Below are 13,793 nucleotides of genomic sequence, written 5' to 3'. Positions count from 1 at the left end.
AAAGTATGACAGGACGATACCCATGAGCACCACCGCCGATCTGGTACTGGCATTGAAGAAAGAGCTGAAAGCCGCGCAGATGACCTATGCCGACCTGGCCGAGGCGCTGGGCATGGCGGAGTCCAGCGTCAAGCGGATGCTGGCCAAGGGTGACATGCCGCTGTCGCGCATCGATGCCATCTGCCACGTGCTGCGCCTGGATTTTGCCGACCTGGCGCGCCGTGTGGCCGACAACCAGCCGCTGATCAAGGAGCTGACGCAGCAGCAGGAGCAAGCGGTGGTGGCCGACAAGAAGCTGCTGCTGATGGCCATCTGCGTGCTCAGCCAGTGGACCCTGGAGCAGGTGCTAACCACCTACCGCTTGAGCGAGGCCGAGGGCATCAAGTACCTGGCGCAGCTCGACCGCATCGGCATCATCGAGCTGCGCCCGATGAACCGCTACCGGCTAAAGCTGGCCAAGACCTTTCGCTGGCGCCCGCATGGCCCGGTGATGGAGTACTTCCGCGAGAACGCCGTGCACGACTATTTCTCGGGCACCTTCGACAAATCGGGCGAGGGTTTGATGCTCGTGCACGGCGCCATCAGCCGCACCCTGGCACCGGCCTTTTTGGAGCGCCTGCAGCGTGTGGCCCAGGACTTTGCCCAGCAGCACCTGACCGACCAGCGCCTGCCCGAGAAGGAGCGCGAGGGCTATACCCTGCTGCTGGCCATGCGCAGCTGGGAGCTGTCGGTGTTCACCGAGATGCGCCGCCTGCAGCCGGGGGGCAACCGCTAAGAACCAGCCCTCTCGAACGCATGCCGATGGCAATGCCACGCGGCTGCGTGGAGACTGCAGGCAGCTGCTAGGCCGCCTGGGTAAACAGCATCAGTGCACCGGCATAGCGGTGCAGCTGCTGACCGGCAATCTCGCCCTGGCTGAAGAAACCTACCAGCGGGATGTCCCCCAGCACATGGTGGATCAGTTCCAGCTCGGCACCGGGCGCGCCGAAATAGGGACTTGCCCGCTCCGCACAGCTGATGTAGACCGCACCGGCGATGCTGCGGCCGGCCCCGGCCCCGGCATCACCCAGCACGCTGTCGCCCAGCGGCAGGCCGGTCTGTGCCTCGGCGGGCGCCAGCGATTCCCGCAGCTCGGCACACATGCGCAGCAGATCGGCGCGGGCAGCCGACAGGTTGCGCTGGCAAAAGCACAGGTACTGCTGGGGCTGGGCCGGCTCTGGCAGCACAATGCCCCGGCTGGCCATGTCCACGCCCACCAATGGCACCACGCGCGCCTCGGGGCCCAACTGGCCGGCGTGCACCGGCGATTCGGGTGCATGCGGCTCCAGCGCAGCATGGATATGGCGCAATGTGCGGGTGGCCCGCTCGGGGTCGGTATCCAGCCGTACCGGCATCAGCTCTTCCAGCACATCCAGCGCCGGCCGGCCGTCGAGGGCCAGCACCACATGGCCCTGCATCGCAGTGATGCGCATGCGCGTGCCCATTACCTGGCAGCCCTGGGTCAGCTCCTGCACCACACCGGCTTCCGCAGAAAAAGCCATGCCCGACAGCCCGCCGCGCAGCACGCCACTGTGGCTGGGGCCCAAAGCCTTGCTCCACGCCAGCTGCAGCGGCGCCACCGCCCCGGAGCTGAGGCCGCCGAGCACACTGCCGGCGCGGGTGCGGGCCGCCAGCTCTTCGAGCAGCTCGGCAAAATCGGGCAGATCGGCATCGGCATGCAGCAATGCACGCTCCCAGGGGGATGTGGACGCCACCGGCAGCGGTGCAATGCCGGAAAACAGGCGGTAGGAATGGGCAGGCAGCTCCAGCAGCATGACCGACAGCGCCGGCTCGTTCAGGTATTCCGCATGCGAAGCCATCACGCCCGTGCCCACCGCGCCGCTCCAGTCGCCAATCTGTGGGAACTCATCCTGCAAAGCCTCCAGCAGTTGCGGCGCATGGCGCGCATAGGCATCGGTGAAATACACCAGGCCGAGAGTGGGCGCGCTGGCATAACCCGCCTGGGCCATGCGTCCGCGCAGTTGCGCCACCACCAGCGCCACGGCCATCCGCCAGTCGGGATGGGTCACATGGCCATAGGGAAAAAGCTTTGTGCCTGCCATTGTCAAAAAACCTGCTGCTGCGGGACTGCCAGCCCAGTCCCGCACTCAAAAATCACGATCGCTCAAAGGGGGAGCCCGACTCAGCGCTGGCCGGGAGCCGAGGGCTTGCGAGAGCCAGCCTGACGCGGCCCGGCTTGACGCGGCGCGGCCTGACGCGGCCCGGCTTGACCTGAGGCGGCGGGGCGGGAACCACGGTTGCCGGCACCGGCGCCTTTGGTTGATGCCGCCTTGCGCGCCATTGGCTGCTTGCCAGTGTTGTTCTGTGCACTGCGCGGGCTACTCTCGGGCTGGCGGGCAGATGGCTTGGCAGCGTTTGCATCGCCTGCAGAAGCGGCACTGCGTTTGGCCGCGCTCTGCCGGCCCATCGCGGCTTGGGCCGCAGTCTTGCCCGCTTCCGCCATCCCTTCTGCCGTGCTGCGCACGGCCTCTGCTGCCGAGGCCGCTGCCTGCTGGGTGCTGGCGGCATGCGCCATCGCCTGCTCGGTGACATCCTGCACGGCCTGCTGCGCGATATGCTGGAACTGCTGTGTCAGCGCGCCCCACCATTGCATCGGGTCGGTCACTGGAGAGGCTTTGGCTTGCCCGGCTTGTTCCGGCGGTTCTGTGGCAGCCTCAGGTGCCGGCGAGGCTGCGGGCGGCGGTGTCGATGCCGCTGCAGGGGCGGGGCTGGGGGCTGCCGGGGGCTTCGCAGCCGCCTGGGGCGCGGCAGTCTCGGCCGCGTCTTGCGCCTGAGCTGCCGCGTTCTGGGCAAACTGCTGCCAGCTTTGCACCATCGTGCTGGCCCAGTTCTCCACTGGCACGTTCATCGTCTGCAGCGCCGACAAAGTCATTTTCTGCACTTCCATCGCCTGGATGGTGGCCTCCAGCGCCCGCTGGTTTTGCTCCAGCCAGAACAGCACGGTCTTGAGCTCCTGGATGCGTTTTTCCAGATCCGGCACGCTCATCGTCGGCGCCACCCATTCCTGCCATTGCGCAAAGGCCGCAGCGGGCTTGGACGTGCTGCCTGCCGCAAGCTTTTGCAGAAAATCGAAACCAGGGGCGAAAGGGTTGAAAGTCTGGGCGGCGTCCTGCATGGTGGTGTCTCCAGTGGTGGGGGCCGTTGGCCGCGCGAGCAATGCCACGGTGTATGCTGCACAGCTTAGCGGATTGTGCAGGCCCTGCCTATGTGATAAATCGCATGCAGCGGTGTACGATCCCTCTTGCAACCCGCCTTTTGAGCCCGCCACCATGCAGAGCCTTTTCCATCTCGCCTTCCATGTGCACGACCTGGATGCTGCACGCCACTTCTACCGCGACACGCTCGGCTGCGCCGAGGGCCGCAGCACCGACAGCTGGGTGGATTTTGATTTCTTTGGCCACCAGATCTCCTGCCACCTGGGCAAACCTTTCGAGACCAGCAATACTGGCTTGGTGGGAAACCAAAAGGTACCCATGCCGCATTTTGGCCTGGTGCTGAAACTGGAGGACTGGAAGCAGCTGGCCGAGCGCCTGCGCGCTGCCAACACCCGCTTTGTGCTGGAGCCCCAGGTGCGCTTTGAAGGTGAGCCCGGCGAGCAGTGGACGATGTTCTTCTATGACCCCAGCGGCAACCCGATCGAGGTCAAAGGCTTTCGCTCGCTGGAGCAGTTGTACGCGCATTGATCGTGCGCGGCGGCCACGCCAAAGGCCCTCGGAGGTGGAGCAAGTGCTGTCTCCGCCCGGCCGCTGGGCCGATACCGCGCCCATCCCGCGCTGTTTAGGCCAACACCAGTGAAGCGGACACAAAAAAGCCAGCTCGAAAGCTGGCTTTTGGTGTTCTGGTTGCGCGAGAAGGATTTGAACCTCCGACCTTTGGGTTATGAGCCCAACGAGCTACCAGACTGCTCCATCGCGCACCGCAATTATAGCGCGACTTTGGGGCTGCATTTTGGCGGAGCGCGCTTTTAGCGCATATTTTTCGCGCTTCGACTTTTATAGCAATCTTGGCTGGCTCGAACCCGCAGCCATCGGGGGCCGCCTTGCAGGCTGGCCCGGCTGCTCCAGCAGCGCTGTGCCCGGCACCCGGCCACAAAAAAGCCAGCTCGAAAGCTGGCTTTTGGTGTTCTGGTTGCGCGAGAAGGATTTGAACCTCCGACCTTTGGGTTATGAGCCCAACGAGCTACCAGACTGCTCCATCGCGCACTAGCATTATAGCGCGGGTTTTCCTTAATACGAAGCGCTTTGTCATCATTTGGAAAACTATTTGTGCCATCTGGCCTGGAGAGGGGTGGTGCAACGCCGGCCAAGGCCTCGCGAGCATAGAAAAAGCCCACCGAAGTGGGCTTTCTCAACGTGAACCTGCAGAGGGCTTATTCAGCTGCGGCATCACCGGCTTCTTCAGCGCGGTCCACCAGTTCAACATAGGCCATAGGCGCGTTGTCGCCCACGCGGAAACCCATCTTCAGGATACGGGTGTAGCCGCCAGGACGGTTGGCCGAGCGAGGACCCAGCACATTGAACAGCTTGGTCACGCTGTCGCGGCTGCGCAGACGGTCGAATGCCAGACGGCGGTTGGCAACGGTGTCCACCTTGGCCAGCGTGATCATGGGCTCGATCACCTTGCGCAGTTCCTTGGCTTTAGGAACAGTGGTCTTGATGGCTTCGTGCTCGATGAGCGAATTCATCATGTTTTGCAGCATCGCCTTACGGTGAGACGAGGTGCGGTTCAGTTTGCGGAGGCCGTGTCCGTGACGCATGGTGCTTTTCCTTTTAGATTGGTTCAATCAAACAGCCGTATCAGGTACTGTTCGACGCACTACGATTGAGCTCCCCCACCATTGGGAGAGCTCTCCATTATAACTTAACGCTTTTCCAAACCGGCTGGTGGCCAGTTTTCAAGCTTCATACCCAGGGTCAGACCACGGGAAGCCAGAACTTCCTTGATCTCGTTGAGCGACTTGCGACCCAGATTCGGGGTCTTGAGCAACTCATTTTCGGTGCGCTGGATCAGGTCACCGATGTAGTAGATGTTTTCGGCCTTCAGGCAGTTGGCAGAACGCACGGTCAACTCCAGCTCGTCCACAGGACGCAGCAGGATCGGGTCGAACGTGGCGTTGTTGCGCGCCTGGCCGCCTGGCTGGTCGAACACATCCAATGCGCCGCCTTCGAGCTGCGCAAACACGGCGAGCTGTTCCACCAGGATCTTGGCCGACGAGCGCACTGCATCTTCTGCAGCGATGGCGCCGTTGGTTTCAATCTCGAGAACCAGCTTGTCCAGATCGGTACGCTGCTCCACACGGGCGGATTCGACCGTGTAGCTGACGCGCTTGATCGGCGAGAACGATGCGTCCAGCACAATGCGGCCGATCGACTTGGTCGACTCGTCACCGTAGCGGCGCACGTTACCGGGCACATAGCCACGGCCTTTTTCCACCTTGATCTGCATGTCCAGCTTGCCGCCTTGCGACAGGTTGGCGATGACATGATCAGGGTTGATGATTTCTACATCGTGAGGCGTCTGAATGTCAGCTGCCGTCACCACGCCTTCGCCATCCTTGCGCAGGCTCAGCGTCACTTCGTCACGGTTGTGGAGCTTGAACACCACGCCCTTGAGGTTCAGCAAGATGTTGACCACATCTTCCTGGACGCCGTCGATAGACGAGTACTCGTGCAGCACACCTGCAATGGTCACTTCCGTCGCTGCATAACCCACCATCGAGGACAGCAGAACACGACGCAGCGCATTGCCCAGCGTGTGCCCGTAGCCGCGTTCAAACGGCTCCAGCTCTACCTTGGCGCGATTGTGGCCCAGCTGTTCTACGTTAATTGTCTTGGGTTTCAGCAAATTGGTCTGCATGCAAACTTCCTCTCAATACCCCCGGCTCGTTACACCGGTAAGGCTGGTGAAGCACCAGAACCGCGATGCCTCGCGGTTCTGGGACGGATACACTTTCGCAGTCGAAAACGACCGGGAAATTAACGAGAATACAATTCGACGATCAGCGATTCGTTGATGTCAGCACCGAATTCATCGCGGTCTGGAGACTTCTTGAAGACGCCTTCAGCCTTGTCAGCCGACACGTCCACCCAAGCGGGGAAACCCACTTGACCGGCCAGTTGCAGCGACTCGATGATACGGGCTTGCTTCTTCGACTTTTCGCGCACAGCAACCACGTCGCCCTCCTTCACGGAGTACGAAGGGATGTTGACGGATTGGCCGTTCACGGTGATGGCCTTGTGGGACACCAGCTGACGCGCTTCGGAGCGGGTCGAGCCAAAGCCCATGCGGTACACCACGTTGTCCAGACGGCTTTCCAGCAGGCTCAGCAGGTTCGCGCCGGTGTTGCCACGGCGACGATCGGCTTCAGCGAAGTAGCGGCGGAATTGCTTCTCCAGCACACCGTAGGTGCGCTTGACCTTTTGCTTTTCACGCAGTTGCAGACCGTAGTCCGAGGTACGCGTGCCGGAAGTACGGCCGTGTTGACCTGGCTTGGTGTCCAGCTTGACCTTGTCCGCGATCGAGCGACGTGCGCTCTTGAGGAACAGGTCTACGCCTTCGCGGCGGGAAAGTTTGCCCTTAGGGCCAATAAAACGTGCCACTTGAATATCCTTTTTTCAGCTACCGCAAAAATGCGGGAGCCGCCAGAGCACCATGCACTGGCGGCGGTGGGCTTATGGTGAGTTAGATGCGACGACGCTTTTGAGGGCGGCAGCCGTTGTGCGGGACAGGCGTCACGTCGGAGATCGACGTGATGCGGATGCCCAATGCACCCAGAGCACGCACCGAAGACTCGCGACCTGGGCCTGGGCCCTTGATCTCGACGTCCAGGTTCTTGATGCCCTGTTCCATGGCAGCACGGCCGGCCACTTCGGAAGCAACCTGGGCTGCGAAAGGCGTCGACTTGCGCGAGCCCTTGAAACCCTGGCCACCCGACGAAGCCCAAGACAGGGAATTGCCTTGGCGGTCGGTGATCGTGATGATGGTGTTGTTGAACGAAGCGTGAACGTGTGCAATGCCGTCAGAAATGTTCTTGCGAACTTTCTTACGTACACGTGCAGCTGCATTGTTCTGAGACTTAGCCATTGTGTACCTTCAATCTCTTTATTTCTTCAAAGCCGCTGCGCCTTTGCGCGGACCCTTGCGGGTACGGGCATTAGTGCGGGTACGCTGACCACGCATGGGCAGACCACGACGATGACGGAAACCGCGGTAGCAGCCGATGTCCATCAAACGCTTGATGTTCATCGTGGTTTCACGGCGCAGGTCACCTTCCAGGGTCAGGTGAGCGATGGCGTCGCGGATCTTTTCCAGATCAGCGTCCGAGAAATCCTTGACTTTCTTGGCGTAGTCGATACCAGCAGCTTCGCAGATCTTGCGAGCGGTGGTGCGACCGATGCCATAGATAGCGGTCAGGCCGATCTCCGCATGCTTGTGCGGAGGGATGTTAATACCAGCAATACGTGCCATTTGTGTCCTCTAATACTTTAGATTAACCTTGGCGCTGCTTATGGCGCTGGTCGGTGCAGATCACGCGTACGACACCCTTGCGACGGATGATCTTGCAGTTACGGCAAATCTTCTTTACCGAAGCTGAAACTCTCATTTCATTCTCCTAAAACTTCCATCCGCTCCAGTCTGTGACGGCATTTCAAATATTTAGCCCGAACAGACTGGAGGGCACACTTTCCTGTCGATCTCAGTTTTTGGCTGAGGCCTTGAAGTTCGCCTTCTTCAGAAGCGACTCATACTGCTGAGACATCATGTAATTCTGGACCTGGGACATGAAGTCCATGGTCACCACCACGATGATCAACAAGGAAGTGCCACCGAAATAGAACGGAACGTTGTACTTCAGGATCAAGAACTCTGGCAGCAGACACACGAAGGTGATGTAAACAGCACCCGCAAGCGTCAAACGCACCAAAATCTTATCAATATAACGTGCTGTCTGATCCCCTGGTCGAATCCCGGGAATAAAGGCACCACTCTTCTTCAGGTTATCGGCCGTCTCGCGGCTGTTGAAAACCAAGGCCGTATAGAAGAAGCAGAAAAAGATGATCGCTGCGGCATAGAACATCACATAGATCGGCTGACCGGGGGTCAACGTGCTAGCAATGTCCCTGAGCCAACGCATCGATTCGCCAGCGCTGAACCAGTTCACAACAGTGGCAGGCAGCAAGATGATCGACGAAGCGAAGATGGGAGGAATCACACCAGCCATGTTCAGCTTCAGTGGCAAGTGCGAAGACTGACCACCATACACCTTGTTTCCAACCTGACGGCGCGCATAGTTCACCAGGATCTTGCGCTGTCCACGCTCGACAAACACGACGAAGTACGTCACGGCTGCCACTACGAGAACAATGAAGATCGCGGCAATGATGCTCATCGCACCAGTACGCACCAATTCGAGCAATCCACCGATGGAGCTGGGGAGACCCGCAGCGATACCGGCGAAGATCAGGATCGAGATCCCGTTGCCCAAACCACGCTCGGTGATCTGTTCACCCAGCCACATCAGGAACATCGTACCGGCGGTCAGGCTGACCACAGCGGTAAGACGGAACCCGAAACCAGGGCTGAGGACCAAACCGGCAGTGCCTTCCAGTGCCACGGCAATGCCGAGCGACTGAAACAGCGCAAGCGCCAGGGCACCGTAACGGGTGTACTGGGTAATCTTGCGACGGCCGGCTTCGCCCTCTTTCTTCATCTGTTCGAATGTCGGGACGACGTAGGTCATCAATTGCATGATGATCGATGCCGAGATGTACGGCATGATCCCCAGTGCGAACACCGTGAAGCGCGAGAGCGCCCCACCCGAGAACATGTTGAACAGATTGAGAATGCCGCCCTGCTGGCCATTGAACAGCTGCTGCAGCTGCGCTGGATCGATGCCCGGCACGGGGATATGAGCCCCGATCCGGTAAACGACCAGCGCGAGCAACAGAAAAACCAGACGGCGGCGAAGATCGCCGAATTTTCCGGTTTTTGCAATTTGAGCTGCGCTAGTAGCCACGGATGTCTTCTTTCAGATCATTAATCAGGCGATGCTGCCACCGGCAGCTTCGATGGCAGCCTTGGCGCCGGCGGTAGCGCCGATGCCGTTGAGCTTGACAGCCTTGCTGATTTCACCGCTCTTGATGATCTTGACCACCTTTGCGATTTCACCAACCAGACCGGCTTGCTTCAGAGCTGCCAGATCGACTTCGGCCAGGCCCAGCTGTTCCAGAGCGGACAGGGTCACTTCTGCATTGAACTTCAGCAGATGCGACTTGAAGCCACGCTTGGGCAGACGGCGCTGCAGAGGCATTTGACCGCCTTCGAAGCCCACCTTGTGGTAGCCACCCGAACGCGACTTCTGACCCTTGTGACCACGGCCGGCAGTCTTGCCCAGGCCGGAGCCGATGCCGCGACCGACACGGCGCTTGGCGTGCTTGGAGCCCTCTGCAGGCTTGATGCTATTGAGTTCCATCATCAATCCTTTCAGAGAACTTTGACCAGGTAGCTGATCTTGTTGATCATGCCGCGCACGGCAGGCGTGTCCTGCAGTTCGCTGATGCTGTTCAGCTTGCGCAGGCCCAGGCCACGGACGGTGGCGCGGTGCGATTCCTTGGTGCCAATGGGGCTGCGCACCAGTTGCACCTTCACGGTTTGTTGCGTTGTCATGTGATTGACTCCGATCAGGCGGTGAAGATGTCTTCAACCGACTTGCCGCGCTTGGCTGCCACTTCCGAAGGGGTCGTGGAGTGCTTCAGAGCGTCAAAAGTCGCGCGGACCATGTTGTAGGGATTCGACGAACCATGGCTCTTGGCCACGATGTCGGTGATGCCCAGCACTTCGAAAACGGCGCGCATCGGGCCGCCGGCGATGATGCCGGTACCCTTGGGAGCGGGGTTCAGCATCACGGATGCTGCGCCATGCTGACCCATCACGGTGTGATGGATCGTGCCGTGCTTCAAAGACACCTTGATCATGTTGCGACGGGATTCTTCCATCGCCTTTTGCACGGCTGCAGGCACTTCCTTCGACTTGCCCTTGCCCATGCCAACGCGGCCATCACCATCGCCAACCACGGTCAGTGCAGCGAAGCCGAGGATACGACCGCCCTTCACAACCTTGGTGACGCGGTTCACCGCGATCATTTTTTCGCGCAGACCGTCGTCACGACCTTCGTCTTGCACCTTGGGAGAAAACTTTGCCATTTCTATCCGCTCCGCTTAGAACTGCAGGCCGGCTTCACGAGCGGCTTCTGCCAAAGCCTTCACGCGGCCGTGGTATGCGAAACCAGCGCGATCGAAAGCCACTTTCTCCACGCCGGCAGCCTTCGCCTTCTCGGCAATGCGCTTGCCAATCAGCGTAGCGGCAGCCACGTTGCCACCCTTGCCGATGGCGCCCAGTTGGGTGCGCACTTCGGCTTCGGCGGTGGAGGCCGAAGCCAGCACCTTGGTGCCGTCTTCCGACACCACGCTTGCGTAGATGTGGAGGTTCGTACGGTTCACGCTCAGACGTGCCACGCCTTGCTGTGCAATGCGGATGCGGGTCTGGCGGGCACGACGGAGACGCTGCTCTTTCTTGGTCAACATAATGCAGCTCCTTACTTCTTCTTGGTCTCTTTGATCACGACCTTCTCATCCGAGTAACGGATGCCCTTGCCCTTGTAGGGCTCGGGAGGACGAACGGCACGGATCTCAGCAGCCATTTGGCCAACGGCCTGGCGGTCAGCACCCTTGACCAAGATTTCGGTCGGTGTGGGGGTGGTGACAGTGATGCCGGCCGGCATTTCGAAGTTCACCGGGTGCGAAAAGCCGATCGCCAGGTTCAGCTTGGAGCCCGAGGCCGAAGCCTTGAAACCCACGCCAACCAGCGACAGCTTCTTCTCGAAGCCCTTGCTCACGCCCACCACCATGTTGTTCACCAGCTGACGCATGGTGCCGCTCATGGCGTTGGCTTCGCGCGAGTCATTGACGGGCTCGAAAGACAGCTTGCCTTCGTTGTTGGAGATCTTCACCAGAACGTTCTGGGCTTGCGACAGCGTGCCGCCGGTGCCCTTCACATTGATCTGGTCGTCTTTGATGGACACATCCACGCCTGCGGGGATGGCCACGGGAGTCTTTGCTACGCGAGACATTTCAGTATTTCTCCTTAATGTCCGTTAGGCCACGTAGCACAGCACTTCGCCGCCCACGCCAGTGGCGCGTGCCTTGCGATCCGTCATCACGCCCTTGGGAGTGGTGACGATGGCAACGCCCATACCGTTCATGACCTGGGGGATTGCGTCACGGCCCTTGTACACGCGCAGGCCGGGACGGCTCACGCGCTCGATGCGCTCGATCACCGGACGGCCGGCGTAGTACTTCAGGGTAATTTCGAGTTCGGACTTGCCAGCGTCGGTCTTCACTTGGAAGCCGTCGATGTAGCCTTCATCCTTCAGCACCTGGGCGATGGCAACCTTGACCTTGGAGGAAGGAGCCGTCACGGTGGTCTTGGAGACCATTTGTGCATTGCGGATGCGGGTCAGCAAGTCAGCGATGGGATCACTCATGCTCATGTTTAATCTCTCCTGCTTGCTTACCAGCTGGCCTTGGTGACACCGGGGATGTCGCCAGCGAAGGCCAGTTCACGGATCTTGGCGCGGCCCAGACCGAATTGACGGAAGGTGCCACGGGGACGACCCGTGATCTCGCAGCGGTTGCGCTGGCGAGTGGGGTTCGCGTTACGGGGCAGCTTCTGCAGGCCCAGGCGAGCGGCGTCGCGCTCTTCGTCGCTGCGCTTTGCGTCAGCGGCGATTGCCTTCAGTTCTGCGTATTTGGCAGCGTACTTGGCTGCCAGCTTTTCGCGCTTGAGTTCGCGCTGGATCAATGCAACTTTAGCCATGCGCCACCTCAGTTCTTGAAGGGGAAACGGAAAGCGGCGAGCAGTGCCTTGCACTCATCGTCGGTCCGAGCTGTCGTCGTGATGCTGATGTTCAGACCACGCAGAGCGTCCACCTTGTCGTACTCGATTTCGGGGAAGATGATCTGTTCCTTGACGCCGACGTTGTAGTTGCCGCGACCGTCGAAAGAACGGCCGGAGATACCACGGAAGTCACGCACGCGGGGCAGAGCCACGGTGACGAAACGGTCCAGGAATTCATACATCTGAACGCCACGCAGGGTCACCATGCAGCCAATGGCCTGGCCTTCACGGATCTTGAAGCCGGCGATAGCCTTCTTGGCCTTGGTCACCACGGGCTTCTGACCAGCAATCTTGGTCAGGTCAGCCACGGCGTTGTCCATCACCTTCTTGTCGGCCACGGCTTCGCTCACACCCATGTTCAGGGTGATCTTGGTCAGACGGGGCACTTCCATGGAGGAGGTGTAGCCGAACTTTTCCTTGAGTTCAGCCGCGATCTTTTCGCGATACAGTTTTTGCAGTCGTGCCATGTGTTACCCCTTAGGCCGCCTTGATTTCGGCGCCGCTGGACTTGAACACGCGAACGCGTGTGCCGTCGGCCTGCACCTTGATGCCCACGCGATCAGCCTTGCCGGTCGCTGCATTGAAGATGGCCACGTTGGATTGGTGGATAGGCATAGCCTTTTCCACGATACCGCCGGTGGTGCCCTTCATGGGGTTCGGCTTGACGTGCTTCTTCACCATGTTGATGCCATCGATCAACAGGTGGGAGTCGTCCTTACGAGCCGAGACCACGCCTTGCTTGCCCTTGTCACGGCCGGTCAGCACGATGATTTGGTCGCCCTTGCGAATCTTGTTCATGGTGCTTCCTTTAGAGAACTTCAGGTGCCAGGGACACGATCTTCATGAACTTTTCGTTGCGCAGTTCACGAGTCACGGGGCCAAAGATGCGGGTGCCGATAGGCTCCAGCTTGGCGTTCAGCAGAACGGCGGCGTTGCCGTCGAACTTGACGAGCGAGCCATCAGCACGGCGAATACCCTTCGCCGTACGCACCACGACCGCGCTGTAGACCTCGCCTTTTTTGACGCGTCCACGCGGTGCAGCTTCCTTGATGGTCACCTTGATGATGTCACCAACACTCGCATAGCGACGATGAGAACCGCCCAGCACTTTGATGCACTGAACAGACTTCGCGCCGGTGTTGTCGGCAACCTCTAACCGAGATTCTGTTTGGATCATTTCAATATTCCCAACTTGCTCCAGCAAACACTCGACAGCCCCAGAGTCTTCTCAAGGGCCGCGAGCAGCCAGTCAGTCTTGGGCCCGTCGTCCACGCCGAAAACCATTTCTCGGCGCTTCCACTGGGCAGATAACTTCACGATTTTCACGTGAAGCATGGGATTGTCCCAGAAATTCCTTTGCGCGTCAAACCCTTAGCCGCCTTTTCCACCCCTGGCCGGCAGCGTTGCGCAACCCCCACAAGAGCGCTATCAACCCAGGAGCAAGCTGGGCCTGCCGATGGCCGCACCCCATCGGAAACGCCCATAAAAAAGCCGAGCCTGGCGGGCTCGGCAAAGGGTGGCAGACTCAACGCAATCGTCTGCTGCGGGCTGGTCGCGCGTGCTACGGCGGCGCAGACATCGCAGCGGCTTGGGGCCACCGCGTTGGGCCCGGGCACGGCCCTTGCCCTGCGGAAAACGGACTTTCAAGCGCTTTCTTCATCATTCCCCCTCCCTCGTCAGCCTTGTGCTGGCTGCTGTTCGCCGGCACCGTTACGAGATGCCATGGGCAGCATTCTGATTCATAAAAACAATCAAAGATAGATATCAATCAATTTTGA

Annotated in this window: 22 protein-coding genes and 2 tRNA genes; 2 read left to right on the top strand and 22 right to left on the bottom strand. The window is 60.0% G+C overall.

The annotated features are described in order from the left end of the window. The first annotated feature begins 22 nt into the window (after positions 1–22). Positions 23–775 (top strand): helix-turn-helix transcriptional regulator, encoded by a 753-nt coding sequence (locus ACHWUQ_RS05175; protein ID WP_239810523.1) that lies wholly within the window; start codon positions 23–25, stop codon positions 773–775. A gap of 67 nt (positions 776–842) precedes the next feature. Here ACHWUQ_RS05175 and ACHWUQ_RS05170 read toward each other — a convergent pair whose 3' ends face one another. Both ACHWUQ_RS05170 and ACHWUQ_RS05165 read right to left on the bottom strand, forming a co-directional pair. Then, positions 843–2,102 (bottom strand): FIST N-terminal domain-containing protein, encoded by a 1,260-nt coding sequence (locus ACHWUQ_RS05170; RefSeq protein WP_394680511.1) that lies wholly within the window; start codon positions 2,100–2,102, stop codon positions 843–845. 80 nt (positions 2,103–2,182) lie between these two features. Further along, a complete protein-coding gene (locus tag ACHWUQ_RS05165; protein WP_394680510.1) occupies positions 2,183–3,175 on the bottom strand; it encodes a PhaM family polyhydroxyalkanoate granule multifunctional regulatory protein in 993 nt (330 codons plus the stop codon). A gap of 154 nt (positions 3,176–3,329) precedes the next feature. Between ACHWUQ_RS05165 and ACHWUQ_RS05160 the strand changes: the two genes are divergently transcribed. After that, the gene (locus tag ACHWUQ_RS05160) at positions 3,330–3,743 is read left to right on the top strand and encodes a VOC family protein (protein WP_312528783.1); all 414 of its coding nucleotides are present in this window, start codon (positions 3,330–3,332) and stop codon (positions 3,741–3,743) included. Positions 3,744–3,899: 156 nt separating this feature from the next. Here ACHWUQ_RS05160 and ACHWUQ_RS05155 read toward each other — a convergent pair. The 20 genes from ACHWUQ_RS05155 to ACHWUQ_RS05060 form a co-directional block, all read right to left on the bottom strand. Further along, positions 3,900–3,976: transfer RNA gene (locus tag ACHWUQ_RS05155), tRNA-Met, on the bottom strand. Between the two features lie 209 nt (positions 3,977–4,185). Then, positions 4,186–4,262: transfer RNA gene (locus tag ACHWUQ_RS05150), tRNA-Met, on the bottom strand. A 167-nt stretch (positions 4,263–4,429) separates the two neighbouring features. After that, positions 4,430–4,816 carry a 50S ribosomal protein L17 gene (rplQ, locus tag ACHWUQ_RS05145; RefSeq protein ID WP_021028321.1) on the bottom strand — a complete coding sequence of 129 codons (387 nt, stop codon included), beginning with the start codon at positions 4,814–4,816 and terminating at the stop codon, positions 4,430–4,432. A 104-nt stretch (positions 4,817–4,920) separates the two neighbouring features. Further along, a complete protein-coding gene (locus ACHWUQ_RS05140; protein WP_021028320.1) occupies positions 4,921–5,916 on the bottom strand; it encodes a DNA-directed RNA polymerase subunit alpha in 996 nt (331 codons plus the stop codon). Between the two features lie 119 nt (positions 5,917–6,035). Then, positions 6,036–6,659 carry a 30S ribosomal protein S4 gene (gene rpsD, locus ACHWUQ_RS05135; protein WP_133855831.1) on the bottom strand — a complete coding sequence of 208 codons (624 nt, stop codon included), beginning with the start codon at positions 6,657–6,659 and terminating at the stop codon, positions 6,036–6,038. Between the two features lie 82 nt (positions 6,660–6,741). Further along, the gene (rpsK, locus tag ACHWUQ_RS05130; protein WP_021028318.1) at positions 6,742–7,143 is read right to left on the bottom strand and encodes a 30S ribosomal protein S11; all 402 of its coding nucleotides are present in this window, start codon (positions 7,141–7,143) and stop codon (positions 6,742–6,744) included. 18 nt (positions 7,144–7,161) lie between these two features. Beyond that, positions 7,162–7,527, bottom strand: a complete 366-nt coding sequence (gene rpsM, locus ACHWUQ_RS05125; protein ID WP_239810520.1) for a 30S ribosomal protein S13 — start codon at positions 7,525–7,527, stop codon at positions 7,162–7,164. A gap of 22 nt (positions 7,528–7,549) precedes the next feature. After that, a complete protein-coding gene (gene rpmJ / locus ACHWUQ_RS05120; protein WP_003050535.1) occupies positions 7,550–7,663 on the bottom strand; it encodes a 50S ribosomal protein L36 in 114 nt (37 codons plus the stop codon). Positions 7,664–7,756: 93 nt separating this feature from the next. Next, complete coding sequence (gene secY / locus ACHWUQ_RS05115; RefSeq protein WP_394680509.1) at positions 7,757–9,076, bottom strand: preprotein translocase subunit SecY; 1,320 nt, start codon at positions 9,074–9,076, stop codon at positions 7,757–7,759. A 24-nt stretch (positions 9,077–9,100) separates the two neighbouring features. After that, entirely contained in the window at positions 9,101–9,532 is a 432-nt protein-coding gene (gene rplO, locus ACHWUQ_RS05110; protein WP_012202973.1) for a 50S ribosomal protein L15, read from the bottom strand. Positions 9,533–9,543: 11 nt separating this feature from the next. After that, positions 9,544–9,726 carry a 50S ribosomal protein L30 gene (rpmD, locus tag ACHWUQ_RS05105; protein ID WP_012202972.1) on the bottom strand — a complete coding sequence of 61 codons (183 nt, stop codon included), beginning with the start codon at positions 9,724–9,726 and terminating at the stop codon, positions 9,544–9,546. 14 nt (positions 9,727–9,740) lie between these two features. After that, on the bottom strand, positions 9,741–10,262 hold the full coding sequence (gene rpsE / locus ACHWUQ_RS05100; protein ID WP_012202971.1) for a 30S ribosomal protein S5: 522 nt from the start codon (positions 10,260–10,262) through the stop codon (positions 9,741–9,743). Positions 10,263–10,277: 15 nt separating this feature from the next. Then, a complete protein-coding gene (rplR, locus tag ACHWUQ_RS05095) occupies positions 10,278–10,643 on the bottom strand; it encodes a 50S ribosomal protein L18 (RefSeq protein ID WP_012202970.1) in 366 nt (121 codons plus the stop codon). An 11-nt stretch (positions 10,644–10,654) separates the two neighbouring features. Further along, positions 10,655–11,188 (bottom strand): 50S ribosomal protein L6, encoded by a 534-nt coding sequence (gene rplF / locus ACHWUQ_RS05090; RefSeq protein WP_013804444.1) that lies wholly within the window; start codon positions 11,186–11,188, stop codon positions 10,655–10,657. Between the two features lie 24 nt (positions 11,189–11,212). Continuing rightward, positions 11,213–11,608 carry a 30S ribosomal protein S8 gene (gene rpsH / locus ACHWUQ_RS05085; RefSeq protein WP_012202968.1) on the bottom strand — a complete coding sequence of 132 codons (396 nt, stop codon included), beginning with the start codon at positions 11,606–11,608 and terminating at the stop codon, positions 11,213–11,215. A 20-nt stretch (positions 11,609–11,628) separates the two neighbouring features. Further along, on the bottom strand, positions 11,629–11,934 hold the full coding sequence (gene rpsN / locus ACHWUQ_RS05080; RefSeq protein WP_012202967.1) for a 30S ribosomal protein S14: 306 nt from the start codon (positions 11,932–11,934) through the stop codon (positions 11,629–11,631). 8 nt (positions 11,935–11,942) lie between these two features. Beyond that, on the bottom strand, positions 11,943–12,482 hold the full coding sequence (rplE, locus tag ACHWUQ_RS05075) for a 50S ribosomal protein L5 (protein ID WP_012202966.1): 540 nt from the start codon (positions 12,480–12,482) through the stop codon (positions 11,943–11,945). 10 nt (positions 12,483–12,492) lie between these two features. Beyond that, positions 12,493–12,813: a 50S ribosomal protein L24 gene (rplX, locus tag ACHWUQ_RS05070; protein ID WP_012202965.1), complete on the bottom strand. Its 321-nt coding sequence runs from the start codon at positions 12,811–12,813 to the stop codon at positions 12,493–12,495. Positions 12,814–12,823: 10 nt separating this feature from the next. Beyond that, positions 12,824–13,192 carry a 50S ribosomal protein L14 gene (gene rplN / locus ACHWUQ_RS05065; RefSeq protein WP_012202964.1) on the bottom strand — a complete coding sequence of 123 codons (369 nt, stop codon included), beginning with the start codon at positions 13,190–13,192 and terminating at the stop codon, positions 12,824–12,826. After that, on the bottom strand, positions 13,189–13,350 hold the full coding sequence (locus tag ACHWUQ_RS05060; RefSeq protein ID WP_013804445.1) for a hypothetical protein: 162 nt from the start codon (positions 13,348–13,350) through the stop codon (positions 13,189–13,191). The genes rplN and ACHWUQ_RS05060 overlap by 4 nt, the downstream gene beginning before the upstream one ends. Positions 13,351–13,793: the final 443 nt, after the last annotated feature.

The sequence above is a fragment of the uncultured Comamonas sp. genome, assembly GCF_964277875.1.
Classification (GTDB): domain Bacteria; phylum Pseudomonadota; class Gammaproteobacteria; order Burkholderiales; family Burkholderiaceae_C; genus Comamonas; species Comamonas sediminis.
Note: the sequence above shows the minus strand (reverse complement) of the source record. Positions and strands in the feature narration are given on the sequence as shown.